Annotated in this window: 22 protein-coding genes; 11 read left to right on the top strand and 11 right to left on the bottom strand. The window is 68.3% G+C overall.

Going from position 1 to position 26,580, the window contains the following annotated elements; all coding sequences use genetic code 11:
* Positions 1 to 74: 74 nt before the first annotated feature.
* Positions 75 to 581, top strand: coding sequence for a MarR family winged helix-turn-helix transcriptional regulator (locus OG210_RS18505; RefSeq protein WP_371537742.1), 507 nt, complete (start codon positions 75 to 77; stop codon positions 579 to 581).
* A 157-nt stretch (positions 582 to 738) separates the two neighbouring features.
* Here OG210_RS18505 and OG210_RS18500 read toward each other — a convergent pair whose 3' ends face one another.
* Both OG210_RS18500 and OG210_RS18495 read right to left on the bottom strand, forming a co-directional pair.
* Positions 739 to 2,268 (bottom strand): MFS transporter, encoded by a 1,530-nt coding sequence (locus OG210_RS18500; RefSeq protein ID WP_328327574.1) that lies wholly within the window; start codon positions 2,266 to 2,268, stop codon positions 739 to 741.
* A 322-nt stretch (positions 2,269 to 2,590) separates the two neighbouring features.
* Positions 2,591 to 3,229: a TetR/AcrR family transcriptional regulator gene (locus OG210_RS18495; protein WP_371537739.1), complete on the bottom strand. Its 639-nt coding sequence runs from the start codon at positions 3,227 to 3,229 to the stop codon at positions 2,591 to 2,593.
* 278 nt (positions 3,230 to 3,507) lie between these two features.
* On the opposite strand from OG210_RS18495, the gene OG210_RS18490 reads away from it, so the two are divergent.
* Positions 3,508 to 4,860, top strand: coding sequence for a M6 family metalloprotease domain-containing protein (locus tag OG210_RS18490; RefSeq protein ID WP_328327579.1), 1,353 nt, complete (start codon positions 3,508 to 3,510; stop codon positions 4,858 to 4,860).
* Between the two features lie 145 nt (positions 4,861 to 5,005).
* Here the strand turns inward: OG210_RS18490 and OG210_RS18485 are convergent, their stop codons facing one another.
* Complete coding sequence (locus OG210_RS18485) at positions 5,006 to 6,799, bottom strand: class I adenylate-forming enzyme family protein (RefSeq protein WP_371537736.1); 1,794 nt, start codon at positions 6,797 to 6,799, stop codon at positions 5,006 to 5,008.
* Positions 6,800 to 7,145: 346 nt separating this feature from the next.
* On the opposite strand from OG210_RS18485, the gene OG210_RS18480 reads away from it, so the two are divergent.
* Both OG210_RS18480 and OG210_RS18475 read left to right on the top strand, forming a co-directional pair.
* The gene (locus tag OG210_RS18480) at positions 7,146 to 8,072 is read left to right on the top strand and encodes an RNA polymerase sigma factor SigF (RefSeq protein WP_328327581.1); all 927 of its coding nucleotides are present in this window, start codon (positions 7,146 to 7,148) and stop codon (positions 8,070 to 8,072) included.
* 435 nt (positions 8,073 to 8,507) lie between these two features.
* Positions 8,508 to 8,975: a hypothetical protein gene (locus OG210_RS18475; protein ID WP_328327583.1), complete on the top strand. Its 468-nt coding sequence runs from the start codon at positions 8,508 to 8,510 to the stop codon at positions 8,973 to 8,975.
* Here the strand turns inward: OG210_RS18475 and OG210_RS18470 are convergent.
* The 3 genes from OG210_RS18470 to OG210_RS18460 all read right to left on the bottom strand — a co-directional run bounded on the left by OG210_RS18470 (position 8,930) and on the right by OG210_RS18460 (position 12,671).
* A complete protein-coding gene (locus tag OG210_RS18470; RefSeq protein WP_371537733.1) occupies positions 8,930 to 9,730 on the bottom strand; it encodes a hypothetical protein in 801 nt (266 codons plus the stop codon). The genes OG210_RS18475 and OG210_RS18470 overlap by 46 nt on opposite strands.
* A 37-nt stretch (positions 9,731 to 9,767) precedes the next feature.
* Positions 9,768 to 11,819: a hypothetical protein gene (locus tag OG210_RS18465; protein ID WP_371537730.1), complete on the bottom strand. Its 2,052-nt coding sequence runs from the start codon at positions 11,817 to 11,819 to the stop codon at positions 9,768 to 9,770.
* Between the two features lie 306 nt (positions 11,820 to 12,125).
* Positions 12,126 to 12,671 (bottom strand): hypothetical protein, encoded by a 546-nt coding sequence (locus OG210_RS18460; RefSeq protein WP_328327589.1) that lies wholly within the window; start codon positions 12,669 to 12,671, stop codon positions 12,126 to 12,128.
* A gap of 941 nt (positions 12,672 to 13,612) precedes the next feature.
* Between OG210_RS18460 and OG210_RS18455 the strand changes: the two genes are divergently transcribed.
* Entirely contained in the window at positions 13,613 to 14,506 is an 894-nt protein-coding gene (locus OG210_RS18455; protein ID WP_328327591.1) for a universal stress protein, read from the top strand.
* Positions 14,507 to 14,603: 97 nt separating this feature from the next.
* Positions 14,604 to 15,431, top strand: coding sequence for a universal stress protein (locus OG210_RS18450; protein WP_371540362.1), 828 nt, complete (start codon positions 14,604 to 14,606; stop codon positions 15,429 to 15,431).
* Positions 15,432 to 15,499: 68 nt separating this feature from the next.
* Here OG210_RS18450 and OG210_RS18445 read toward each other — a convergent pair whose 3' ends face one another.
* Positions 15,500 to 16,531: a zinc-dependent alcohol dehydrogenase family protein gene (locus OG210_RS18445; protein WP_328327595.1), complete on the bottom strand. Its 1,032-nt coding sequence runs from the start codon at positions 16,529 to 16,531 to the stop codon at positions 15,500 to 15,502.
* Positions 16,532 to 16,668: 137 nt separating this feature from the next.
* Between OG210_RS18445 and ppk2 the strand changes: the two genes are divergently transcribed.
* A complete protein-coding gene (gene ppk2, locus OG210_RS18440) occupies positions 16,669 to 17,487 on the top strand; it encodes a polyphosphate kinase 2 (protein ID WP_328327597.1) in 819 nt (272 codons plus the stop codon).
* 116 nt (positions 17,488 to 17,603) lie between these two features.
* Positions 17,604 to 18,290 (top strand): CBS domain-containing protein, encoded by a 687-nt coding sequence (locus OG210_RS18435; protein ID WP_328327599.1) that lies wholly within the window; start codon positions 17,604 to 17,606, stop codon positions 18,288 to 18,290.
* 44 nt (positions 18,291 to 18,334) lie between these two features.
* Here the strand turns inward: OG210_RS18435 and OG210_RS18430 are convergent, their stop codons facing one another.
* Together OG210_RS18430 and OG210_RS18425 are read right to left on the bottom strand one after the other, a co-directional pair.
* Complete coding sequence (locus OG210_RS18430) at positions 18,335 to 20,788, bottom strand: glycoside hydrolase family 65 protein (protein ID WP_371537725.1); 2,454 nt, start codon at positions 20,786 to 20,788, stop codon at positions 18,335 to 18,337.
* The gene (locus tag OG210_RS18425; RefSeq protein WP_328327603.1) at positions 20,785 to 21,561 is read right to left on the bottom strand and encodes an HAD-IA family hydrolase; all 777 of its coding nucleotides are present in this window, start codon (positions 21,559 to 21,561) and stop codon (positions 20,785 to 20,787) included. The genes OG210_RS18430 and OG210_RS18425 overlap by 4 nt, the downstream gene beginning before the upstream one ends.
* Before the next feature lie 220 nt (positions 21,562 to 21,781).
* Between OG210_RS18425 and OG210_RS18420 the strand changes: the two genes are divergently transcribed.
* The 3 genes from OG210_RS18420 (at position 21,782) to OG210_RS18410 (ending at position 23,703) form a co-directional block, all read left to right on the top strand.
* Positions 21,782 to 22,417, top strand: coding sequence for a CBS domain-containing protein (locus OG210_RS18420; RefSeq protein WP_328327605.1), 636 nt, complete (start codon positions 21,782 to 21,784; stop codon positions 22,415 to 22,417).
* 12 nt (positions 22,418 to 22,429) lie between these two features.
* The gene (locus OG210_RS18415) at positions 22,430 to 22,891 is read left to right on the top strand and encodes a cyclic nucleotide-binding domain-containing protein (RefSeq protein WP_328327608.1); all 462 of its coding nucleotides are present in this window, start codon (positions 22,430 to 22,432) and stop codon (positions 22,889 to 22,891) included.
* A 107-nt stretch (positions 22,892 to 22,998) separates the two neighbouring features.
* Positions 22,999 to 23,703, top strand: coding sequence for a response regulator (locus OG210_RS18410; protein WP_371537722.1), 705 nt, complete (start codon positions 22,999 to 23,001; stop codon positions 23,701 to 23,703).
* A gap of 15 nt (positions 23,704 to 23,718) precedes the next feature.
* Here the strand turns inward: OG210_RS18410 and OG210_RS18405 are convergent, their stop codons facing one another.
* Together OG210_RS18405 and OG210_RS18400 are read right to left on the bottom strand one after the other, a co-directional pair.
* Entirely contained in the window at positions 23,719 to 25,434 is a 1,716-nt protein-coding gene (locus tag OG210_RS18405; RefSeq protein WP_328327610.1) for a GAF domain-containing protein, read from the bottom strand.
* Between the two features lie 97 nt (positions 25,435 to 25,531).
* Positions 25,532 to 26,578 (bottom strand): zinc-dependent alcohol dehydrogenase family protein, encoded by a 1,047-nt coding sequence (locus OG210_RS18400; RefSeq protein ID WP_328327612.1) that lies wholly within the window; start codon positions 26,576 to 26,578, stop codon positions 25,532 to 25,534.
* Positions 26,579 to 26,580: the final 2 nt, after the last annotated feature.

Raw genomic sequence — 26,580 nt, 5'->3', positions numbered from 1 at the left:
TCAAGCATCTACTCAGGATCAGACCTTAGCCGCATCTAGTTTAATATTCAAGAAAGAGTCGTACAGTGGAGCACATGACCTCGGCACCGCCCCCTGACGAACCGCGCTGGCTCAACGACGACGAGCAGCGCATCTGGCGCGCGTACCTCCATGCCACCACGCTCCTGGAGGATCACCTCGACCGCCAGTTGCAGCGGGACGCCGGGATGCCGCACATCTACTACGGGCTGCTCGTGAAGCTCTCCCAGGCGCCCCGGCGGCGGATGCGGATGACCGAGCTGGCGATGGACGCGAAGATCACCCGCTCCCGGCTCTCGCACGCGATAGCGCGGCTCGAGCGGAACGGCTGGGTGCGCCGCGAGGACTGCCCGTCCGACAAGCGCGGCCAGAACGCGGTCCTGACGCCCGCCGGCACGAAGGTGCTGGAGCGGACCGCGCCCGGCCATGTCGATGCCGTACGGCAGGCACTGTTCGACCGGCTCTCGCCCGAACAGATCGGCCAGCTCGGCGAGATCATGCGCGTGATGGCCGAGGGGCTCCAGCCACAGGATGAGGACGCGGATCTGCCCTGGCTCCGCTGACGCCTCCACTGCTGAGACGTCCCTGCGAAACCAGGGCAGAACTTCCGTAACCGGTCAGACTTTCCGTAACCGGCCGACCTTCTGTACGCGGTCAGACCTCCGCAACCGGTCAGATCCTCCGTGCCCGGTCAGACCTTCCGTGCCGTGGCGACCTGGCTCAGTGCGCGATCACCGGGATCCGCACCTCGTCCTCGACCGCGTCGGAGTCCCCGGAACCGGAGCCCGAGGCCGTCGGAGTGACCGACGGACGACCGGCGTTGATGAACGTCAGCGCGATCGCCGAGGCGATCGCGAGGATGCCGACCGCCACCCAGATCGCGTTCGTGTAGCCGTGCACCAGCGCCTGGGCCTGGACCAGCTTCGGGTTGCCGCCGGCCGCCGCGTGCCCCACGAGGTACGCGGTGGTGGCGGAGGCGGCGATCGTGTTCAGCAGCGCCGTACCGATCGCGCCGCCCACCTGCTGCGAGGTGTTGACCATCGCCGAGGCGACACCCGCGTCGCGCGGTGCTATGCCGTGCGTGGCGAGTGACATGGCGGGCATGAACGCCGTACCCATGCCGAGGCCCAGCAGCACCACGCCCGGCAGGATCACCGTGGCGTACGAGGAACCGACCTCGATACGGGTCAGCAGCAGCATCCCGACGGCCGCGACGGCGAAGCCGGGACCCATCAGGAACCGGGCGGGCACCCGGGTCATCAGCCGGGCGCCGATCTGCGTGGAGCCCGTGATCATGGCGGCGACCATCGGCAGGAAGGCGAAGCCGGTCCTGACCGAGGAGTAGCCCTGCACGACCTGGAGGTAGTACGTCAGGAAGAGGAAGAGACCGAACATCCCGATGATGGCCAGGCCGAGCGAGGCGTAGATGCCACCGCGGTTGCGGTCGGCGACCACGCGCAGCGGCAGCAGCGGGGCCTTGACCCTCGACTCGACGGCAACGAACGCTCCGAGCAGGACGACGGTGGCGACGAACAGGCCGATCGTGACCGGGTCGGACCAGCCGTTGGACGCGGCGCGGGTGAAGCCGTACACCAGCGAGACCAGACCCGACGTGGAGAGCAGGACACCGGGGATGTCCAGCGGCGAACGGTTGCGGCCGCCCGCGGGCTCACGGATCACGAAGTACGCACCGAGCGCGGCGACGGCAGCGAACGGGATGTTGACGAAGAACGTCCAGCGCCAGTCCAGGTACTCGGTGAGGAATCCGCCGAGCAGCAGGCCCACGGCGCCGCCACCACCGGCGATGGCTCCGAAGATGCCGAACGCCTTGGCGCGCTCCTTGGCATCGGTGAAGGTCACGGCAAGCAGCGACAGCGCGGCCGGTGCGAGCAGCGCGCCGAAGACGCCCTGCGCGGCCCGGGAGGTGAGCAGCATCGCCTCGTTCGCGGCGGCACCGCCGACAGCGGACGCCGCGGCGAAGCCGAGCAGCCCGATGACGAAGGCCCGCTTACGGCCCCACAGGTCGCCGATGCGGCCACCGAAGAGCAGGAGCCCGCCGAAGGCGAGGGCGTAGGCCGTGATGACCCACTGCTTATTGGCGTCCGAGATGCCCAGGTCGACCTGGGCGTGCGGCAGCGCGATGTTCACGATCGTCGCGTCGAGCACCACCATCAGCTGCGCCAGGGCGATGAAGACGAGTGCCTTCCAGCGATTCGGATCAGGGGGTGATATGTCGGTGTTTTTCGACATGGATGTAGACATGGATGTTGACATGGCGGTAGCCACCTAAGGGTGCGGAGAGGTCAGAACGGAAGTCGGGAGAACCCGCGGGCGTGCGTCTCGCGGGCGTGCGTCAGCGGTGTGCGCTCCGGGCGCGCACTTCAGGCGCGTACGCGGGCGTCAGGCATCGAGGTCAGGCGTGCATCGGGCGTCCTGTTCAGGCGTCGTGATCAAACGTCGAGATCGAGCATCGTGTTCACATTCAAACGGCGTGCAACGGCGTGCAGGCTTCGGTGTGTTCAAGCGTGGAGCCGGGCGAGTTCAAGCGTGGAGCTGGGGCATTACGGCTGCGTTACGACGGACGGCGCAGGTCTTCAAGAGTCGCCGGTGACCCAGGAAGTACCGTCCGCGCGGAGGCCTGAAGCCCGTCGAGGAACAGCTGCAGATGCCGGTGGACGAAGCGGTCGAGACCCAGGCAGCCCGCGCCCGGCAGTGGCCGGGTGAGCTGGGAGAGGGCGACGAACAGATCCCCGACGGCGACGTCGGAGCGCAGTTGCCCTTCCTCGCGCGCACGGCCCATGAGGTCCTCCACGGACTCCGCGAGCCGGTCGCGCGCCGCCATGATCTCCGTGTCCGCGCGGTCGAAGCCATCGGAGAGCATCGGGCACAGCGCACCGATCTTCTCCTCGGCGGCCGCGTGCACAAAACGGCGGAGAGCGGCGAAACTGCTGGGCTCTTCGGCGATGGCCGCCTCCACCTGGTCCGCGAGGCGGGCCATGACGGAGAGAACCACATGCCGGAAGAGTTCGATCCGGTCCGGGAAGTTGCGGTAGAGCGTGGCGTTGCCGACGCCGGCCCGGCGGGCGATCTCGTCGAGCGGCACATCCGGCCCGTACTCCACGAACATCTCACGCGCGGCCGACACGATCCGCTCCCGGTTGCGCAGGGCGTCGGCCCTGATGCGCGGCCGGACGGCGGTGGCGGTTTCCACGGCGCTTCCCTTCTCATTCCCGATCTGGTTCCGGTTCGTTCCCGGACAGTTCTGGTTCCCGTAACCGGGGAGGGTCTCCCCGGTTCGCTGTAACACCGGTTCAAACGGGGAAACGGTCCCCGGTTATTTCCCCAGCCACATGTGACCTGCGTCACGCCCCAAGTGCCCGGAATGTTCACGATCGGCCCACCCAGCGCGCGCACCCGCCTCACCCGACACAGGGTGATCGAACGAGTGCAGCTCGGAACCGTCGGCTGCCGCGGCCCGAAGGCGAAGGCATGCATCAGACCCGCCCCAGGTCGAGCGGCAGCCCCTCCGGCCGTTCACGGACCCCCCGCTGCCGGATACGTTCCCCCCGCCGCCCGCTGGCCATCGTCACCCTGGCCACGCTGGCACTGGCCGCGCTGACATCGGGCAGCACCACCCTGATCCAGCGGACCCCGCCGGGAGGTCCCGCGGCCACCACCGGCCGGCTCTCCGTACGCGCCGACCACGGCGGCTCCGCCGTATCGCTCGGCCCGTGCCGGATCGGCGGCGCGCTGGGGGTGCAGATGTCCGAGGGGCTGCCCACCGCACCGGGCTACGCCCACTCGACCGGCTCCGTCCACGCCCTCACCCTCATGATCGACTTCCCGGACGCGCACGGGTCCGAGCCCGCGATGAAGCGGTACGGCGAGTTCTTCCCGCAGACCTCGAACTGGTACCGCACCAGCTCCTACGGGCGGCTCGACTACCGCCCCGAGGCCCCCGTCAAGCGCTGGCTGCGGATGCCGTCGCCGTTCAGCTCGTACGGAATACAGCGGGGCTCCCCGTACCAGCCGGGCTACCGGCGGCTCGCCCAGGACATCGTGAAGGCCGCCGACCAGCAGGTGGATTTCCGCAAGTACGACATCATCAACGTGCTGGCCACGCCGAACGCGGGCCCCTCCGCGCTGGACACCGTGCTCTCGGTGACGTTCTCCGGCAACGACGAGGCGCCCGTCGCGGACGGCGTCAAGCTCTCCAACATGTCGTTCATCTACAGCCGCCAGGACGACGGATCGGGTTCGTACCGCCACACCGGCTACCGCGTCCTGCCGCACGAGAACGGCCACACCTTCGGCCTCCCCGACCTCTACACCTCCAGCGGCGGCGGCTCGGTCGGGCACTGGGACATCATGTCCGAGGACTGGGGGGCCAACAACGACATGCTGGGGTGGCACAAGTGGAAGCTCGGCTGGCTGGACGACAGCCAGGTCAGCTGCGCGCCGACGCCCGGCACCCACGAGGCGGCGCTCTCCCCGCTGGAGACGCGCGGCGGCACCAAACTCGCGGTGATCCCGATGTCCGAGTCCGCCGCCTATGTGGTCGAGGTCCGGACCCGGGCGGGCAACGACGACGCGGTGTGCCGCCCGGGGGTGCTCGTCTACCGCGTCGACGGCGACGTCGACACCGGCCAGGGCCCGGTCTCCGTCCGGGACAGCACCCCGGACAGCGGCGGCTGCACCCTGCGCGCCAATGTGCAGGCGGAACTGTCGGACGCCCCGTACACGGTGGGCCAGACCTTCACCGACGCGGCGCACGGGATCATCATCAACATCACCGGCAAGGACAAGTCCGGGGACTACCGGGTACGCATCACCCGCTCCTGAGGCGAGCCGGCCTGAGGCGCTGGCCCCCGTCCCCATCGGCCAGTCCCCCACGACACGACAGCCCCTGCCGGCCGGCCACCCCGGTGGAAGCCCTCCCGGCGGATCAGCCGACGGATCAGCTGACGGATCAGCCGGCCTGCGCGGATCAGCCGGCCTGCGACACCTGCTCCTGTACGGGCCCGCGCAGCTCGCGCTTGAGCACCTTGCCCGTCGCGTTGCGGGGCAGCGGCTCCGCCCGTACGAAGACGTACGCGGGGACCTTGAAGGCGGCCAGCGACTCCCCGACATGCGCCCGGAGCGCGTCGGGCGTGGCCTCGCTGCCGTCCCGCAGCTGCACCACGGCGGCGACCTCCTCGCCGAGGACCGGGTGCGCGACCCCGAGCACGGCCGCGTCGAGCACATCGGGATGCGCGTGCAGAGCGGCCTCCACCTCGACGCAGTACACGTTCTCGCCGCCCCGTACGACCACGTCCTTGATCCGGTCCACGATGCTGACCCGCCCCTCGTGGACGGTCGCGAGATCCCCGGTCCTGAACCAGCCGTCCCGGAAGGCGGCCGCGGTGGCCTCGGGGGCGTTCCAGTACCCGCGGACGAGCGCCTGCCCGCGCAGCCACAGCTCGCCGACGTCCCCGTCGGCCACCGCCCGGCCCGCCGGGTCCGCGATGCGCACCTCGGTGGCGGGCGTCGGGCGGCCGACACTCCCGGGGTGGGCGCGGTACTCCGCGCCGAAGTTCGCCAGTACGCCGCCGCTCGTCTCGGTCAGCCCGTATCCGTTCCGGGGCTCGATCCGCCCGCTGTGCCGGGCCAGGACAGTGCGTACGAGGTCGGGCGGAGCGGCGGCGCCTCCGGTGCTGAGCATGGCCAGACTCTCCAGGCCGTCGCCGCTGCGCTCGGCCGCTTCGAGCAGCTGCAGCGCGGTGGCGGGCACGCCCGCGTAGTGCGTGACGCCGTGCGTACGGATGACCGCCAGGGCCTTCTCCGCGTCCCACTTCCGCATCAGGACGAGGGTGCCGCCCGCGGACATCGCCGCATAAACGCTGGTGAAGGCGGCCACGTGGAAGAAGGGGAAGGTCATCAGCGCCACGGGCGCGGGCCCCTGACCGGGGACAGCGCCACGCGCCAGGGCGGAGGCGGCAGCGTGGTAAAGGGGGTTCATCATGGCGCCGACCTGCGCGAGATGCGTCGCCACCGCACCCTTGGGACGGCCCGTGGTGCCCGAGGTGTAGATGATCGTGGCGTCGTCCTCGGGGCGGATCTCCACATCGGGCGGGCCGAGCGCGGGATCGGCGGCGGGCAGCTCGTCGTAGCGCTCAAAACGCTCGTACGGGATCTGGTACGGGATCTGGCTACGGGACGGGTCGTCGTAGTGGAAGGCGACGATCCACGGCCGCGAGCCCCCGTCCGGCTCCGCCAGCCGCCCGGCCCACGGCAGGACACGCCCCAGCCGCTCACCGTCGACCAGCAGCACGCGGGGCCGGCAGTCGTCCAGGGCGTACGCGAACTCGTCCTCGGTCCACCAGGCGTTGAGCGGTACGGCGACGAGCCCGGCCAACTCGGCGGCCCAGAAGGCGATCTGCCACTCGGGGTGGTTCCGCATCGCGACCACCGCACGGTCACCGGGCGCGAGCCCGTACACCTCCACGAACCGCCGGGCGAGCGCGGATGCGGCGGCGAAGAACTCGCCATAGGTGTACGTACGGCTCTCGGCGACGAGGAACGGCTGATCCCCGAAGGCCCAGACGGCTTCGACGAACTCCCGCAGGGTGCGAGGCCCGCTCGCGTACACCGGAGAACCGTCCTCCGCGGCGACCACGGCGAAGGGAGCGCCGGGGGCGCTCAGCGCGGCTTCGACGGCGGGGTCGGGGATGGAAGCGGGAGCGGGGGCGGCCTGGGCGGCGGGGTCGGGGGAAGCGGCGGTGGGGGGCTCGGTCTGCGGCACGGAAGACCCTCTCTAAGCGCTTGCTCAGTCCTCTGGGACGCTATGCCCGCATCTGCACCGGGTCAAGAAGACGCAGGAACCAGAACATGAATCAGAAAGGGCAGGGCACCAGAAACCCCAGCAGGCCACACACCCGAGGAAGACCACGAGACCACGAGGCCACAAGGCCGCCAGGCCACGAGCCACGAGCCACGAGCCACGAGGAGGATCGAGCCCCCCAGTGAAGGGGAGAAATCACCACAAAAGCCCCATCCATCCTTTCAATTGCATTGAGGGGATTGAAGCCTCGACCTCCGGGCAGGAGCGGACATTGAACGGGGTCCGCTACTTGGGGAGGCTGAAAGACATGACGCAGACGTCCGCGTATGCCGCCACGACTGAGTCGGCACCTACTGAACCGGTATCTGCCGAGTCGGCGCTCACCGCTGCCGCACCGGCACCGCCGGAGGTGGGAGATCTGCCCTGGATCGAGGACGCGGGGAAGGTCGCACCGAAGGACGCGCGAGCGCTTTCCAAAATCTTTTTCGACCAGCTCCAGGTCCTCGAAGAGGGCACGCACGAATACCAGTACGCCCGCAATACCCTTATTGAAATGAACCTTTCGCTGGTGAGGTTCGCGGCGAGCCGCTTCCGTCACCGTGGCAGCGGCGAGATGGAAGACATCAACCAGGTCGGCACCATCGGTCTCATCAAGGCCATCGACCGGTTCGACCTGTCTCGCGAAGTTGAATTCACTACATTTGCCGTTCCTTACATCGTCGGCGAGATCAAGCGCTTCTTCCGTGACACCAGCTGGGCCGTCCATGTCCCGCGCAGGCTCCAGGAGTTGCGGGTCGAGATCGCCAAGGGGAAGGAACACCTGGCGGTCGAGCTCGACCGCGACCCGACCGTCGCCGAACTCGCCGCGCACCTCCAGCTCACCGAGGAGGAGATCGTCGAGGGCATCGTCGCGAGCAACGGCTACACCGCCGGCTCGCTGGACATGCCCAACGAGTCGACCGGCGACGGCCAGGCCACCAAGAGCGGCCGCACCTTCGCCGACGTCCTGGGCGAGGCCGACCCGGCGATGGAGACGGTCGAGGACCTGCACGCCCTGGCACCGCTGCTGAGCAAGCTGAACACCCGCGAACGCCGCATCGTGGAGCTGCGCTTCGGCGAGGAGCTGACCCAGTCCCAGATCGGCGAGAAGCTGGGCATCTCCCAGATGCACGTGTCCCGCCTCCTGTCGCGCATCCTGAAGAGCCTGCGCAACGGAATGCTGGTGGAGGAGTAACCCGCACCGACGATCCACCCAGCGGTGCGTGGCACGCCGGTCGGCCACACAAACCCCGGCCACCTGGCGCACCACGCACCGCACAAGACCCGCCGAGTCCCCATCCGGTACCCTGTCGGGGTCGGTCAGTGGCCGACGGCTCGCCTTCGTGGGACGTGTCGAAAACCCCCAAGGCCCAGGTCAGAGCCTCAGCGCAAAGAGCCCCAGAACGCCCTCCCCCGCATTTCAAAACGCCCCACCCCCTGTTACGCGCGGGATGGCGAGCAGGGTCCCACTGCGGGCGAAGAGTTCCGGAGCCCCGCTGCGGACCACCCCACTTGCAAGTGGACGAGCCCTCCCCCGAGCTCTGAGTCGCTTCAGACACCCACGTCAGGACCTGCCTGGGAGCAGTCATAGGCGCGGCTTCTTGCTATTTAAATAGCAAGATAGGAGAGTGTGGCCATAGCCGACGTCTACGTACCGTGGCCCCGGTTCGACCGGCGGGCGTTCCTGCTCCTCATTGATGACCAACGTCGCCTGCTTCTGTGCGGGGCATGCTGCCGGGGGTGGACGATGCCCCAGGTCCGCCTGGATTCGGGCGCCGACTACGTCGAACAGGCCACGCGCTTCCTGAAGGAGCATTTCGGCTTGCGAAGCCCGCGCTTCTCCGACCTCTACGGGCTGCATCTGTCGCGGCGCGAGGACCAGTGGGAGGCCGACAGGATGACGGCTTCCCGCGTCTTCATCGTGCGGGTCACGAATGAGGAGTCGGCGGCAATGCAGCGCATAAGCGATGGACACGCGCTGTGGGCCCTCCCGGAGCTACGTCGACGGCGTCGTGAGGTCTTCCCTGAAGGAATCGTGCTCCTCACCGCCGGCTACACCGAGGGTTGGCTCCCGGAGGGCCCGCTTGAGTTGTCGTGACGAGCTGCTGGTGGCGGAACAGGTCCCGCGCAGTCCGTAGACGTCACGAATTCACCAGGGAGCCCGACCGACCCAGCGGGCTGGGTGCCTAGCGGGGTGCCGCCATGGGCCTCCTTCAACCGCCGCGTTGCCGCTTCTGCGCCGAACTCAGTCAACGCAGTGCACAGGCGGTCGATGACAAACTGCTTGGCATCCGGCGCCAGCTTCCCGAATGACTCTTCCAGCAGGTGCGCGGTCTCTACCCACGCGGTACCCGGCGCGTAGGCGGCTACCTTCTCAGCAACCGACGGGATGATGTTCACCGTCTCCTGGGTGATCGCCTCGGGAGACTCAAGAAGCAGCTGCGCGAGGACGAGCGTGGGATCCTCGCGCAATTGGTTGCGGTACGTTACTGCCTGGGATAGGCGCAGTTGATTGATCTCCCACTCCGTACGTGCACGGGCCAGAAGTCGCATGCGGGTCTGGGCAGTGTGCAGATCTTCTGGGCCGACATGGATGTGCGCGGTAGCCCAGGTCACACGTACTCCAGCGTCCAGCAGGTCCGCAGCCTGCCCCAACAGCGTGTTTGTGCGGTGCTCTAGTTCAGCGGGGGCGAGGATCGTGCAGGTGGCAGCTATCCGTGTGACCTCGTCGATCACGTGACAGGACGCGACGGCGGCTGGGTCATGATGGTGACGGCGCCTCCTGCGCCATTCGCCGTCCGCGTGGATCTCGAAGCGGAAGTCCTCGTCCGAGCTCGCCGCGGTGAAGTCCACTTGGAATGGGCCTCTGCGCGATGGCCGAGACCAGCGTCTAATCACCCGACGGCTCGCCATCCTTCTGTGCGCTGGGCTGGCGCGGGTCCGCAAGCTGGGTGCGTCGCAACAGTTCGGCCCGGAACACGTTGCGCGCTTCAGCATCCAGCGCTTCCCCCTGGAGCAGCCAGTACTCGGCGAGCCGGACAAGGTTCAAGAAGCGCTGACCCCGCAGGTGGTCGGTAGGGGTTTCATGGACTGCGCGTACCAACACGGTGATGATCGGGGCTGTGTTGGATTTCTGCGTCGCTGCCGCGTCCAACCAGGCAATACATGCGCGGCGAGCCAGTAGGCCGGGCTCAGCAGCCTCCAGTGCGGTGCGCCAGCCGCGGACCACCCAGTCGGGGGTCTCGCCGTGGGGGCCAGCCAGCAATGTGGGTTCGCCTCCCAGGTCGCGTCGCAGCGCCAGGTGCATGAAGGCGCTGCTGGCAGTGCGCTGCAGGGTCTCTTGGTCGCTGTCGAACCAGGAGTTCAGTGTGCTGTGAACCTGGGTACCGAGTTCGTCATCGCTCCACAGGGCGTTGATGGCCTCACCCACCGCGTCTGCAACGCCGTCTTTCTGTGAGTTGGCCAGTTCTCCGAGGCGACGGAGCATCTGCTTGGGGTGCGCGGGGGTAAGGCTTTGGAAGACCCGGGCCAGCGTCTGCAGGAGAGGAGCGGGGGTGTCCTCGCCCACGGCCCACGTTCCAGTTGCGTTCCGCACGCGCTGGCCGATCTCCGGGTCCAGGATGGCCGCGACCAGGAGATCGTGTGCGTGCGGGGCAAGGTTTCCGTTTTCGGACCAGTCTTTAGCCACCAGGCGTAGCAACCGTGTGGACCGAGTGGCCTGGGCGTGATGCAGGATCCATGGGGCCATTCGCTGCGCGAGCAGTGTCCCCTGAGGGTGCTTGAGCTTCAGGCACAGTTGGGCAGTCCACTTGGTGAACGGATCTGTGAGCTCGGGCCGGTCCTGCCAGAAATACCGCACTACGGCTTCAGCGAAGCCGGGTCCGGGGAAGATCAGGTGGCCGTCAGCCCGCGGCACCGCTTCGATTTGGCGAGCGAGCTGGATCAAGCCCGGTCCCTGCTGTCCTGCCAACGGCGCCGATCGTTCGTCCTTCTCGCCGAACTCCTGGGACAGTGAGTCAATTTGCAGGTGGACGTTGTCGATTGGTGCCCCGTCGTTAACGGCAGCCAGAAGCAGATAGTTACGGTCGTAGCTGGTGCGTCCAGGGCGCGAGTGCCATGTAGCCAGTACGTCCATCCAGCCCGAGACGGCGTTTCCCGCAGCTTTGGCAACTTCTTCGAACCCGTCGGTTCCCGGCTCGGTCCCTCGACCGGTGGAGGCCCGATATTCAGAGTCGCTCTGGACCAGAATTCGGGCCCAGTCCCAGACCTGCCCGGGCAGCAGCTGCGGCAATAGCTTCTGGAACCGGTGGTCGCCGGCCCATGCCTCTGGGTGGGTGACGCCGGCTGACCGCAGCAAGGCCGTGAAGAGCGTGCCTGAGTCGGGGGGCTTGGGTGTCAATACAAGTTCGCCGGCGCCATGTCCGATCCGTTCCCACAACTCCGTGCCCACGAGCACGGCAAGGTAGGAGTCATCATCGCGCAGGTCCCCGACTTGGTGGAGTTCAAGGCCGAAGTCACAGCTTGCGGGGAGACCCTCTTCGGTCTCGCGCAGGTCCAGAATCCACCCGGTGCGTTTTTTGCCCTGGAGCCCTTCCATGCTGAAAGCCTCGCCGGTCTCCCGGCGGACCCGACGCAAGGTCCGAAGCTCTCCCGGAGCAGTCGTGAGTAGGCGCAATGCCGCGGTCCAGCGCCCGCTGCCAAGGTTGTCTGCAACGAGCACGATGACCTGGTTGGCTTTGAGGAGCAAGGCAGCCTCCTCCTCGTTCTCGATTGGCGAGTAGTCCGCGAGTTCCCGCGCCACCCACTCAGGTGGCAGAGCTGCACCGCTGTGGCGCCTCACTGCCTCAAACCACTGGCCGATCATCGTGCCGTGGTTGGTGTCCGCATGGACGCTGGAGTAGCCACCCCTGCGACCGGCAGCATCGGTCGCCTGCAGCTTCACGGAGCAGACGATCGGGTGTCGTGGACGGCCCGGCAGACTCGGTTGCCCCCCTCAGTTGCCACTTGGGCACCGGCGTCTGGCACTGGCAGGTCTCGGGACTCATCCGATTCCCTCGGACCGGGAAGGGGCACGGTCACGCCGTCGCGCCCCCCGGTGGGGACCGACGCCGGCGGCGATACACCGGCTGAACCTTTCTCGTCCGGCGAGGTCTCAATCAAGGACTCGGTGCGGCTATCGGGAGCGGGCTCGGTCATGCGCGGACTCCTATTGACTGATGGGCGGGCAAGAATCAGCGGCGGGGGCCAGTCAGCCGCGGCCGTCGATGACGCGCGCCTTCATCCCGACGATCTTCCCTCCGGGCTCCACATCCCTCGCCCGGATCGTGCTCGTGACGGAACCGCGGATTGCCTCCTGCGCCTCCATGCCGGTTACCTCGCCTGCCACAGTGCCGTAGCACTGTTCGCTGAACGGTCCGGATTGCGCACGATTCTCACCCTGGAAGGTGAACCGCTGCCCGTAGATGTCTTCCAGCGCCTCGCGCACCCGCCCGAGGGTCTGCATCAGCAATGGATCATTGGCACTGATCTGCACAGGGTCACGCTGGTAGTGCTCCATGCCCAGAGCCAGAGCCTCCACCGCCGCGAGGCGTACCTCGAGCCGGCCAGGGTCGACTCGCAGTGGCAGCTGCAACTCGCCGACCAACTGTGCGGGAACTTCGGGCTCGCCCCCGGCCCTACCGGTCTTGGCCGAGGAACGATGCGGCAAGACAGCATCCAGGCGCTGGCAGAGAAAAGTGAAGACCGCTGGAAGCGCACTGCTGGCAACCATGGACAGGTCCAGGGCATCTGGCATGTCATTCCCCTTCTTCGACACGGATCACTGGATCGGGGAGCGGAGCCACCATTCATATCGCCGAAGAGTCGCACCGCACCCCGATTTGGCTGACTGTGACTGAATTCAGACCACACCTAGCCGACTCACAGGCGGAAATTAATAAATGATTTCGACCGCGCAGCCCGGCCCGCGAGAATAGCGCGACTGAAGTGAACTAATGTGACTCACGAGACGGGGGCAGCGAGTGGGGAGTCGGGGGCCTGTGCATCGGATGGGCACGATGTCCGTGGTTACGGTATCCAAGCTCGTCCGGGCAGATTGCAACCCGGGAAGCCCTCCAGGCCACGTCAAACGATAGAACCCATCCTGATTTCTGAATCATGCGCATCGCCTTCAAGCTAGTGATCGGAGAAAGCACAAAACGAGCGGTAGTTGAATTCACGAGGCGAGTGTGCCAGTTGAGCAGAAATTAGCCAGACCGAGTTTTCAGCCAACTACCCGGAGATTTTTAAATCTCAGAAAGTAACTGCCGCCCCACCACTATCAGCCGAAAACCTGGCCCCTAGCTCACCGTCGCTCTGCCTGTCCCTACCAGGCACGGGGAGGGCCCGCTTCTGCCACGCCGCCTCTCAGAGCGATGACGAAGACGATTTCTCTGGGGCCAACTACTTCACGATCTGGTCGTGGTGCGGGCGACAGTTATCGGTCGAGGGCCTTGGTGGACAGCGCCGGGCAAGGTTGGCCGACTCTCGTCGTCTCGGCCCTGCCATCGTGCCAACGGTGCACGATCCTGCGTATGTCGAGCTTCTCGCGCAATGCGACCAGACCAGACATTTCCGTGGCTCCGGCCGGGCCGGTCGGCCCACGGTCCCGCCCTGTCCGGCCCTACTACGGGTGAGGCGCTGCTCGGCAGGGTGGGAGGCAGGCAGTAGGAGTTCGGGGTCGCGGAGGTGGCGGTCATGGGCGTGGTCACTCTCGGGTATGACGGCTCTCCTGAGAGCGAGGCCGCCGCTGCCTGGGCAGCGGAGAAGTCCGTAAGGGAGGATCACGCTCTGCACGTCGTCTACGCGTGGGAGTGGTCGCCCTACTCTCTCGCTCTCACAGACGCCAAGACGGAGAGACGGTGGGTGGAGGGCCTCCCTCGCCAGGCGGCATCGAAGCTTGCGAAGCGCTACAGAGGCCTCACGGTGACAGGGGAGCGTATCGCCGGCCCCCCGGCGGAAGCTCTCGTCGCTCACTCCCGGGACAGCGAGATGGTGGTGCTCGGCTCAAGGGCCCTCAGCGGCACGCACGGTTTTCTGGTGGGGTCCGTCGCCCAGTCCGTGGCCGCGCGCAGCGACCGGCCGGTGGCGCTCGTCAGGGCGCCGACTCATCCCTCGGACAGCAGCGAGGCGGGTCTCTCCCCGACACCGCTCGCCGAGCGCCGCGAAATAGTCCTGGGCATCGACCACTCTGCCGGCATCGACGGCCCGCTCACCGTCGCCTTCCACGAGGCCACCCAGCGCGGACTGGCAGTACGTGTCGTTCACTGCTGGAGACCGCACGGTATCGCTGCGGTGGACAGCGGTGTCCTGAGAGACGACCGCAAGGCGGACCTGATCCACGAGGAAGAGGAATGGCTCGACGACATCATCCACTCGTGGGCCGAGAAATTCCCCGAGGTGAAGGTGATCAAGGATGCCCATCTCGGTCGCCCTGCTGATCATCTGGTTCACGTTTCCCATCAGGCCTCGCTGCTCGTGGTGGGCCGCCGCGAGGGTCGACACGGCCTGGTCGGGCCACAGTTGGGGCACGTGGCCCACGCGGTCATGCACCACGCGCAGGCTCCGGTCATCGTGGTTCCCGAGCGATGAGGTGCCGTTGCGGCGCCAGCACCCGGGCAGATCATCGCGCGTTGCTTATGAACGGTCGCAACGGCGTTAATGAGAAGGCAATCAGTAGGTGAGGACGATGGACGGGCCGGTGATCGTAGGGGCCGATGGTTCGGCTGAGGCCATGAACGCGGTGGAGTGGGCAGCACTCGAAGCGGACCGCTGGGCGCTCCCTCTGCACATCGTGCACGCCTTGAGGCATGCGCATGTGGGCGGGATCCAGACAGCCGAGTGGCTGCCCCCAGGGCCCGTCGGGGATGCCCGAAGGATTGTCGCGCAGGCCGAGGAGCGAGCGCGGGAGGTCTGTCCAGGACTTACCGTCCGTGCCGGCATCTTCGATGAGGCCCCAGTGGAGTGCCTGGTTTCGGCGAGCGACTCCGCCGGTCTCGTCGTTGTCGGCGGCCGGGGCCACGGGGCGACGGCGGGGCTCTTGCTCGGCTCGGTCAGCGGAGCCGTGGCAGCCCGGGCGAAGTGCCCCATCACGGTGGTCCGACGGCACCGGCAGGACGGACAGGCTTGGATCGTGGTCGGCCTGGGGCACAGCACCGCGTCCCCCCAGGTACTGGACTACGCCTTCGACGAGGCGCGCCGGCGGGACAGCGGTGTGGCGGTGGTGCATGCGTGGATCTGCCCGCGAAATGAGAGCGCCACAGCTCACACCGGACAGTACGACGAGGCGCGCGACGCCCGTCGCCGTCGGGCTCAGCAGTGGCTGGACGAGTCGGTCGCTGAGGCCGTCGGGCGCCACGAAGGCGTCCCGGTCCGTAGCTATGCGGTGGAGGGGCTGGCGGGCGATGTCCTCACGGAAGCCAGTCGGGAGGCCGGATTGTTGGTGATCGGCGGACATTCCCGGCATGCGCAGACCGTCGGGCAGCTGGGGAACGTCGGTCACAGGGTCCTCGGGTGATGCTGGGGGACCACCGGTTCACCACCCACCGGGCAGCGCCTCGTGGGTCGATCTGCCCGGAAGCCGACTCAGTCGGGTACGAGCACGGCGGCACCGTGGACACGGTCGGCCGCCAGGTCGGCGAGCGCCAGATCTGCCTGGCTCAGCGGGTAGGGGCTCACGGTGACCTGGATACCGATACGTTCGGCCAGGGCCAGGAAGTCACGACCGTCCTGACGGGTGTTGGACGTGACACTGCGCAGATTCCGCTCCTGGAAGAGGTGGCGCTGGTAGTTGAGTACCGGAACGTCGGTGAGGTGGATCCCTGCGATCGCAAGCGTGCCGGAGCGGTCCAGCGCCTCCAGCGCCACCGGCACCAGGTCGCCCACCGGGGCGAACAGGATCGCTGAGTCAAGAGGCTCGGGAGGGAGGTCGTACGCCTCGCCCGCGGAAGCTGCACCGAGTTCCCGCGCAAGCGTGCGTGCCTGCGCCGACCGCGTCAGCACATGGACGGTGGCCCCCTCGGCCATGGCCACCTGGGCCGCCAGATGGGCCGATGCCCCGAAGCCGTAGATTCCCAACCGCCCGCCCTGGGGCAGTGCACTGCGACGAAGCGCACGATATCCGATGATCCCGGCGCACAGGAGCGGTGCCAGCGAAGTGGCATCCGGAGCTTCCGGGAGGGAGTAGGCGAAGGCTGCCGGCACCAGGGCCAGCTCGGCGAAACCGCCGTCCGCGTCCCACCCGGTGTAGATCGACCTGGGACACAGGTTCTCCCGGTCGGACCGGCAGTAGCGGCACCGCTGGCATGTGCCACGAAGCCACGCCCCGCCCGCTCGGTCACCGGTGCGGAACGAGGTCACTGCTTCCCCCACCGCGACTACCCGTCCAACGATTTCATGGCCGGGCACGGTCGATGGCCGGCGCGGCGAGAGGTCCCCCTCGGCCAGATGAAGGTCCGTTCGGCAGACCCCGCAGGCCTCCACCCGCAGCAGCAGATCACCTGGGCCCGGGACGGGTACCGGCTTTCGGCTGCGGACCAGAGGACCACCGCTGATCGGCCCCGGAGTCTCAACGGTCCAGCCACGCTGTACCTCTGCGGAGGAGGCGGCGAACGTCATATCTCAACCGTGCGGTGGCTGCCGGCCGGGCGCAAACGGGGCGGGTGGTGTCGGAACCTCATGAAGGTGATCTTTCACGGGCCCCGTTCGGCCCTCCTGCCTGAGCCAGGGACGGCAATCCTTCGTACGGTCGTCCTATGGCGGAGTCACCGGGCAGCGGGAATCGTGCAAGTGTGCCGCGACCCGTATACGAGCGGGAGCTGCACCGGCTTCAGACTGAGCTGGTACAGCTACAGGAGTGGGTGCGTGCCGAGGGCGCCCGGCTCGTGGTGGTCTTCGAGGGGCGCGACGCGGCCGGCAAGGGGAGCGCGATCAAACGCGTCACCCGGTATCTCAATCCCCGGGTGGCCCGAATCGTGGCACTTCCCCGGCCGACCGAGCGTGAGCGGACTCAGTGGTACTTCCAGCGCTACACCGAGCACCTGCCCGCGGCGGGCGAGATGGTCCTGTTCGACCGCAGCTGGTACAACCGGGCCGGCGTCGAAAGGGTCATGGGCTTCTGCACCCCCTCCGAGTACCAACTGTTTCTGCGCCAATGCCCGGCTTTCGAGCGGATGCTGGTGGAGGACGGGATCCTGTTGCGCAAATACTGGTTCTCGGTGAGCGACGAGGTGCAGGAGCAGCGCTTCCGGCGCCGGCTCAAAGACCCGACCCGCCGCTGGAAGCTCTCCCCCATCGACCTCGAGTCGCTGACCCGGTGGGAGGACTACTCGCGCGCCAAGGACGAGATGTTCGTGCACACGGACATCTCGGAGTCACCGTGGTACGTCGTGGAAAGCGATGACAAACGCCGGGCCCGGCTGAACATGATCGCCCATCTGCTGTCCACCATGCCCTATTACGACGCCACCCCGGCGGCCCTCACGCTGCCTCCCCGGCCGCCGGCCACCGGCTACCAGCGGCCGCCCCGGGACCTGCAGACGTACGTCCCCGATCACGCGGCCGGGCTGGAATAGCGCCCACTCCCCCTCTGCCTGCCGGTCCGGCCCGGAGTCGGGGCCGGTCGGCCCTTGCACGCTCCGCGCCGCGAACTCAGGCTTTTGGTGGAACAGCTTCTCGTCCAGGAGGGATCATGCACACCCCCCACCTTGTGAGTGATGTGATGACGCGGCCCGTGGTCGCCGTCAGCCTCGATGCCGGTTTCAAGGAGATGGTCGAGACCATGGGGCAGTGGAAGGTGAGCGCACTGCCGGTTCTGGTGGGTGACGGGCGGGTGGCCGGGGTGGTCTCCGAGGCCGACCTGCTGCCCAAGGAAGAGTTCAGGGATGCGGATCCGAGCCGGTCCGAGCAGAGGGACCGCCTCACCGACCTCCGTAAGGCGGGAGCACTGACGGCCGAGGACGTGATGAGCGTTCCCGCAGTCACCGTCCACGAGGACGCCACCCTGGCGCAGGCCGCGCGGACCATGGCAGTGCGCAAAGTGAAGCGCCTGCCGGTAGTCGATGCCGCAGGCATGCTCCGGGGCGTCGTCAGCCGATCCGACCTGTTGAAGGTGTTCTTGCGGTCCGACGAGGACATCGTGGAAGAGGTGCGCCGAGAGGTTGTGCAGCGTCTCTTCCTGATACCCCGAGAGAGTGTTCAGGTCACTGTCGAGGAAGGTGTGGTCACGCTCAGCGGCACGATCCGCGACACCGCCCTCGTACCGATCGCCACCCGCCTCGCGCGGGCGGTCGAAGGGGTGGTGGACGTCGACTGCAGGCTCGTCGGGCCGGCGGCAACCCGGCGGGCAGAATCACCGCCGGCCAGTCGTCGGCCCTGACCTGCGGGGCTGTACGCCCGGCACGGCGTCCCCGGGGAGGGTCGTCACTCCGGCCCTCCCCGAGTGGCCGGGGCAGGGGGTTGCTTCGGCCCCGGGCCGGGCAGATCGAGCCAACGGGCCGTTCCGGGAGCAACCGTGGTCGTCCGGCCTCCAAGAGACACACGTATGGGGTCCTCGTCGGAAGCCGGGACACCCACTCGCACGCGCTCGGCCCGGAACCGCAGGTCCACGTCCCAGTGGCCGCGGTAACGGATACCCACCCGGAACTTCGACAACTGCGGCAGGGGCGAGGGATCCAGCCGCAGGGCGTCGCCGCCGGTCTCCAAGCCGGTCAGACCGCGTTGCACGAGGTCCAGGGTGCCGGCCATCGCACCGAGGTGAATGCCTTCCGGCGTGGTACCGCCCTGAATGTCTGCCACGTCCCCTGTCAGGGCCTCTTCTGCGAATGCCCATGCCTCGCTCCGGCGGGCCCGGGCCAGCACCCATGAGTGGACCAGCGCGCTGAGAGTGGAGCCGTGGGAGGTGCGGCGCAGGTAGTAGTCGACGGTGTTCCGCCACATGTCGTCGTCGAGGCGGTGGCCGAGTTGCCGGAAGAGTCCAGCGAGTTCCTGGGGCGAGAAGAGGTAGCCCAGCATCAGCACGTCTGCCTGTTTCGACGCCTGGTAGCGGTTGACCGTGTCACCCTCGGCCTCCAGGATGCGGTCCAGCCTGCGGATGTCGCCGTACCGTTCGCGGTATCCCGCCCAGTCGAGTTCCGTCAGCTCCCCGTATCCGGTGAACTGGCTGATGGTTCCGCGGTGATAGGGAACGTGGAGGTTGTGAGCGACGTGCTCCCAGCGCTCCGGTTCGCTGCTCGCGATCCGGAGGTGCTCGTACAGCTCGTGCCGCCGGGAGTCGGGCAGGACCCGGCACACGTCGAGCGCTCTCATCAGCACCCAGGCGGCGGTGACGTTCGTGTAGGTGTTGTCGTCAAGGCCCGGTGCGGCGGCTCCCGGGTAACTGTCGTGGTATTCGTCGGGCCCGACGACGCCTCGTAGGCGGTACCTGGCGAGTGACGTGTCCCAGACCGCGCTGTCCGCCCAGAAGCGCGCGATCTGGAGGAGTGTCTCGGCGCCCTTGCCGTGGAGGAAGTCCATGTCCCCGCTGGCCCGGCAGTACTGCCACACGTTGTATGCGATCGCCGAACCTACGTGGTGCTGGAGCCTGGAGTGGTCGGGGAGCCAGCGGCCGGATCGGGGGTTGAGGTGGAGTTCCTGCGTCTCCTCGCGGCCGTCGCTGCCGCTCTGCCACGGGTACATCGCCCCCGCCCGGCCCGCCTCCCGTGCTGCCCGGCAGGCCGCGGGCAGCCGCCGGTGACGGTAGGTGAGCAGGGCGCGGGAGACCTCCGGGAAGTGCAGGTTCAGGTAGGGGAGGACGAACAGTTCGTCCCAGAAGACATGTCCCCGGTATGCCTCCCCGTGGAGTCCCCTGGCGGGGACTCCGACATCCAGTTCGGCCGTGTGCGGGGAGAGCGTCTGAAGGACGTGGAACAGGTGCAGGCGCAGGATGCGGCCCGCTTCTCCTGGCACGTCCAGTTCCGCCCGCCGCCACAGGCGCTCCCAGGCCCGGTGGTGCGAGGCGAGCAGCCGGGGGAAGCCGGCAGCCCTGCGAACCGCTGCGACAGCCGCCTGCCGGGGGCCGCTGATCGCCGGGTCGCGCGAGGTGTGCAGGGCGACCGTCTTGTCCACGGTCACCGTCTCCCCGTCCGCCACCGGGACCGTCAGCGTGCGTGACGCCCACTGCTCGGTGAGCGATATGCGCGAGGGAACCGCGCGGTGGCCGACGGCCCGGGTACGAGCCGCCACCGCGACGCGGATGTCGGAACTGATGGTGCGGCAGCGCAGCCACACCGTGTCGTCCGCCTCCTGCCCGGTGCGCCAGTCGGCCAGGTGCCGGTCGGCGAGGTCGTGGTAGCGCGCGACCCCGGTGTTCCGCACATCACCGTCCAGGCCCGATTCCACCTCCACCTCTCCTGCCCATCCCTCGGCGGTGAACGAGGTGCGCTGGGCCGCCAGGTGGGGGTCCCCCATGTGAACGATCCGTTGCTCGGCGACGTGCAGCCGACGGCCCCCTCCGTCCAGCGCGTATACCGACCGGCGAGTGAGTGTGCCGTGCCGCAGGTGGAGCGTCTGGCGGTGCTCGGCGAGTTCGGCGCTGCCGGGTGAGAGCCATGGGCCGGGTGGCGCTCCCGCGGGGCGTACGCGGTAGCGCAGCGGAAGCCAGTTGGGCAGGTTGACCATGTCTTCGTTCTCGGTCCGGTGTCCCGCCACGGTGGAGGTGAGCCGGTCGTAGCAGCCGGCCGCGTACGTTCCGGGGTAGTGCGTCGGCCCGGCGTCCGTCTCGGAGGCGGCGCCGCGGGTGGCGAAGAGACCGTTGCCGAGCGTGCACAGCGTCTCGCGCAGGCGCTCCGTCTCCGGGTCGTAGCCCTCGTACGTCCAGGTCCAGGCGTGCACGGTCATTCCTCCTCGCCGGTCAGCAGCTCGCCGGGGTCGGTCACCACCAGATCGGCGCCGGACCGGCGCAGCAGGGCGACACCGGTACGGTCCGGCGAACGGTCCACGCCGATCACCAGGCCGAAACCGCCGCGCCGGCCGGCTTCGACGCCGGCGGGCGCGTCCTCTATGACGGCGCTGTCGAACTCCGGTACGCCGAGACGCCTGGCGGCTTCCAGGAAGAGCGCCGGATCGGGTTTTCCCGGGAGCCCGAGGCGGCGGGCCTCGTTCCCGTCCACGACGGTCAGGAGGAGATCGAGGACTCCGGCCGAGGTCAGCAGGTCGGTCGCGTGCCGGGACGCCGAAACGGCCGCACGGGGAACGTGTGCACGGCGCAGCGTGTGGAGCAGGCGTACGGTGCCGGGCCACGCAGGGACCGGGTGATCGTGCAGCCACGCGTTGAACAGCTGCTCCTTGCGGGCGGCGACGGCCAGCACGGTCCCGGTTCCGGGCCCGTCGTCCGGGTCACCGAGGGGCAGGGACAACCCGCACGCGGCGAGAAAGGCGGCTGCTCCGTCCTGGCGGGATCTGCCGTCCACATAGCAGCGGTAGTCATCCTCCTGGTCGAAGGTCCGGTCGGCTCCGGCAGCCGCCAGGCAGGCGTCGAACGCGCCCTTCCACGCTTTCGCATGGGCTCCGGCGGTCTCGATGATGACACCGTCCGTGTCGAGGACCACGGCCCGTACGGAGCGCAGGCACGAAGCCAGGGACTGATCAGCAGCCGCGCTCGTATCGGGCATGGCTTCCTCCGGATCTCCGGACCATCTGCTGAGGCGGTGGTCCACCAGCCTCGCGTCTCTTCTCAACCGTCACCGCGCCCGGCCGCCTCCGCCACGCGCCGAAGGGTCCTGCCTGAGGGCCGGACGGCCCCGACGAGGGCACCGGCCAGCCCCAGCGCACCACCTGACCGGAGGGCGATGGTGAAAGCCAGTACTCCGCCGATCGACCGAAAGGCGCGAGATGAGATTCCGTACGGCAGGCGATGTGATGACGAGCGACGTCGTCAGCGTGGGGTACGCCACCCCGGTCGGCGATGCGGCCCGGTCGCTCGTGGTGCATGGGATCGGCGGACTGCCGGTTGTGGACGACGACGACCGGGTGGTGGGGGTCGTCTCCCGGGCCGACCTGAGGCGATACGGTGCTGGGCCGGGCTTCCCCGGCTCCCGCGGACCGGTGACGCCGTCCGGGCGGCATACCACCGGAGAGCTGATGTCCACCCCGGCAGTCACGGTCCGCGCGATAGACACCGTCGCTCTGACCGGCCGCACCATGGCTCGCGGAGGTGTCGGCCGACTTCCTGTGGTGGACGAGGAGGCCCGGCTCATCGGCATCATCACCCGGCGCGATCTGCTGCGGGTCTTCGTCCGCGCCGACTCCGACCTCCGGGACGAAATCCTCGACGACGTGATGGTCCGCGCCTTGTTCCTGAATCACACCCTGCCGATCGTGTCGGTCCAGGACGGCGTGGTGACCCTGAGCGGCCACCTTGAGCACGACAAGGACAGATCCGTCGCGGTACGGATGACGGCGCGGGTCAATGGAGTGGTGGCGGTGGTGAACCGTCTCACGGGCAGGCGCGCACATGCTTCGGAATGAGGTGCGACGACAATGACAGCCACACGGGACATGTTCGACGGACTGCCTTCCGACCGGCGCGAGCGGCTCCGGGAAGTCGTGTCGGACGTGTTGTTCCCCGGCGGCACCCGCATCTTCGAAGAGGGCCGGCGGGCCGACCGGTTCTGGGTTGTACGGAGCGGCCAGGTGGAGCTGGATCTGCATGTTCCAGGACGGCAGGCGGCCGTGGTCGACACAGTGCGGCCGGGTGAGTTGCTCGGCTGGTCCTGGCTGCTCCCCCCGTACGTCTGGCACCTGGGTGCTGGGGCCGTCCGCACCGTCGACGCCGAGCAGTACGACGCGACGGTCGTACGGGCCCTGTGCGAAGCCGACCCGGTGTTCGGCCGTGCGATGTACCGGAGTGTCGCCGAGGTGGTGGCGGACCGGCTGCGGGGCAGCCGCACCCGTCTGCTGGACCTGTACGGACCACAGGGCAGCGGTACCGGGCGGGGCTGACCGGAGCAGAGCATTCGCGCGGACGGAGCCGTTCGGCACTGGCCCGCCTGCCCGCCGGGGTGAGGATGGAAGGAAGGTCGCTGGTCCACGAGCGCCCAGGGAGAGACATGAGCAACGTACGCCGGTTCTCACCGCAGAGCCCGATCCGGGTCTTCCTCCTCGACGATCACGAGGTCGTCCGGCGCGGATTGTGCGATCTGCTCGACGCGGAGCCCGACATCGACGTCGTGGGCGACGCAGCGACGGTCGACCACGCTCTCGCCCGGGGCCCTGCTCTGCGTCCGGACGTGGCCGTGCTCGACGTCCGGCTGCCGGACGGCGACGGGATCACGGTCTGCCGGGATCTGCGTGCGCACATGCCTGAGCTCGCGTGTCTGATGCTCGCCTCCTTCGACGACGACGACGCACTCTTCGACGCGATCATGGCCGGGGCCGCCGGCTACGTACTGAAGGACATCAAGGGTGCGGACCTCGTCGCAGCCGTGCGGACGGTGGCCACCGGCCAGTCCATGCTCGACCCGGCGACCACGACCCGGCTGATGAGCAGCCTGCGCGGCGAACAGGACGACACTGATCCTGAGGCGGACGCGGTGTCTCGGCTGTCACCCAGGGAGAGGGAGATTCTCGTCCTGATCGGGGATGGACTGACGAATCAGGAGATCGGCAAGCGTCTGTACCTGTCGGAGAAAACCGTCAAGAACCACATCTCGCGTCTGCTGGCCAAGCTGGGCGTCGTGCGGCGCGTGCAAGCAGCCGTGCTGGCCACCCAGGCTTCCTCACACCCTGCCGACACTGATCACGGATACCGCTGACCCCTCTCGGGCGGCTCAGCCGTGGATGAGCGGCACGGTCCACACCAGCCGGGTACCGCCGTGCTCGGGTGTCTCCAGGGTCAGCTCACCGCCGAGATCCTCTGCTCGGCGGGCGAGGTTGTCGAGCCCACTGCGATGGCTCTTCGGTGCGATACCGGTGCCGTTGTCCGAGACAGTCAAGGTCAGCAGGCCACCACGGACCACGAGAGAGATCTCGGCGGCGTCGGCGTGCGCGTGCCGCGCGACATTGCTCAGTGCCTCACCCAGGACAACGACGACCTGTTCCCCGGGCTCCGCTGGGACGTCGGTGTCGATGAGGCCCTCCATCCTTACGGCGGGAGTGAACCCCAGAGCATGTGCGCCCTGTTCGACCACGGTCATGATTCGCGCCCGCAACCCGCGGCGGGTGCGTTCCGTCGCCGGGGCCCGTAGTCCGAAGATCGTCGAACGGATGATCCTGATGGTCTCGTCCAGGTCGTCCACGGCCCGCATCAGTCGCTCGCGTGCCTCGGGGTGATCGACGAACCGTACAGCGCTCTGCAGGGTCATCCCGGTCGCGAAAAGCCGCTGGATGGCGAGGTCGTGCAGATCGCGAGCGATACGGTCCCGGTCCTCCAGCAGAGCGAGCTGTTCGGCAGAACGCCGCCGCTCGGCCAGCTCCATGGCGAGCGCAGCCTGCCCGGCGAAGGCCAGGAGCGGGACCGTTCCGGCGTCGGCGAAGGGTTCCCGTCCACGGCTTCGTGCCAGCAGGAGGACACCTCGTACCGTCTCGCCGGCGATCAGGGGCACCGCGACGGCGGATTCCAGCCCTTCCCACCTGGGTGGACCAGCGGAGATGCGCGGGTCCTGCGCCACATCCAGGCTGATGATCGGTTCACCGGCCTGGAGTGCGGCGCCGACGAAGGAACCCTCACGGGGCAGGACCAGCCCGTTGTGCAATCCGGCGTCCACACCGGAGGCCAGTGCCACCCGCAGGCTCTCGCCGCTCTCGGCCGGCAGTGCCAGCGCGCCCAGATCGGCCGAGAGGATACTGCGCGCCCGGTCGACGACCAGGCTCAGGACCTCGTCCTCGTCCGCGCCCGACAGCAGCCCGGCAATGATCTCCGCGTTAGCCTTCAGCCAGCGCTGCCGGTCGCGGGACATCTCGTACATTCGCGCGTTCTCGATGGCCGTTCCCGCCGCCATGGCAAGCGTCAGCAACACGGCCTCGTCCTTGTCGTCGAACTCCGCGCCGCCCCGCTTCTCGGTGAGGTACAGGTTGCCGAATACCTCGTCACCGATCTTGATCGGCACTCCGAGGAACGAGTGCATCGGCGGGTGGCCCGGCGGAAATCCGTATGACGCCGGATGCTCGGAAAGTTCCGACAGCCGCAGGGAATGAGGGTGCCGGATCAGCTCACCGAGGATTCCCCTGCCGGACGGGAACGATCCGATCGACGCGGCTCGCTCCTGGCTCACTCCGGTGGTCAGGAATCGCGAGAGATTCGTGTCCTTTCCGACGACGCCCAGCGCACCGTATTCGGCGTCCACCAGAACCGCCGCCGCTTCCACGATGTGCCGCAACACCTGGGGAAGCTCCAGCCCACGGCCGACCGAGAGCACAGCCTCGAGCAGGCTCCGCATCGATTCCCTGGTACCTCGCTCGACGGCGGCCAACCGCTCCTGCAACTCCGGCGACAGCGCCTCCGGGTCGCTCGGCGCGCCGTCCGCTTGTCCGCCGTCCTCGGTCACCGTGTCCTCCGCCGAGCCGTGCCGAGCCGGGCTGCCTCTCTCCACCGTAGCGGCGAACGGCGTCACGGCATCTCGTGGCCGAGGCGAACGACCCTGTTCAGGTGATGGCCCTCTCCAGCACGACCTTGAGCGCCCCGTTGTCGGCGGCCCCCGAGAACACGCCGTATGCCTCTGCCATCCGGTCAAGTCCGAAGCGGTGCGTGACCAGCGGGCCCGTGGGCAGCCGGTCCGCCGTCGCCATCCGCAGCAGCATCGGGGTCGATACGGTGTCCACCAGCCCCGTCGTGATGGTCACATCCTTGATCCACAGGTCTTCCAGGTGCAGCAGCGCGGGTTTGCCGTGCACCCCGATATTGGCGAGGTGACCGCCCGGACGTACCACGCGGGTGCACAGTTCGAAGGTCTCCGGCACGCCCACGGCCTCCACGGCCACATCCGCCCCGTGCCCCTCGGTCAGATCCGCGACCAGCCGCGCGGGATCCTCCGACGCGCGCACCACCGCGTCGGCCCCGAGCCCGCGTGCCGCCTCAAGCCGGGACGGGTCCTGGTCGACGGCGATGATCCGGCCCGGCCCGAACAGCCCTGCCGTGGCGATCACGGCCAGTCCGATGGGGCCTGCGCCCACCACGACCACGGTGTCGCCCGGTCGGACTCGCCCGTTCAGCACACCCACCTCATAGGCGGTGGGGAAGATATCGGCGAGCAGTACTGCGTCCTCATCGGCGAGAGCGGCGGGCAGCGGGTGGACGGAGAGGTCCGCGAAGGGAACCCGTACGTAGTCGGCCTGGGTCCCGTCGATCAGATGCCCCAGCACCCAGCCCCCGCCCCCCAGGCACTGGCCGTAGCGGGACTCCCTGCAGTAGCGGCAGCGTCCGCATGCGCAGATGCAGGAGACCAGTACCCGGTCGCCGGGACGTACGGACCGCACGTCCCCGCCCACCTCCACGATCTCACCGACGGCCTCGTGGCCGAGGACCGTACCCGGCGCCACCTCCGGGACATCTCCCTTGAGGATGTGCAGATCGGTGCCGCAGATCGTGACGGCGTCGACGCGGACGATCGCGTCCGCAGCGTCCTTGATACCCGGATCCGGAACCTCGTCCCATGAGACCTGTCCGGGTCCGTGAAAAACCTGTGCCTTCATGG

It is taken from the genome of Streptomyces sp. NBC_00466 (genome assembly GCF_041433995.1).
Taxonomy (GTDB): domain Bacteria; phylum Actinomycetota; class Actinomycetes; order Streptomycetales; family Streptomycetaceae; genus Streptomyces.
Note: the sequence above shows the minus strand (reverse complement) of the source record. Positions and strands in the feature narration are given on the sequence as shown.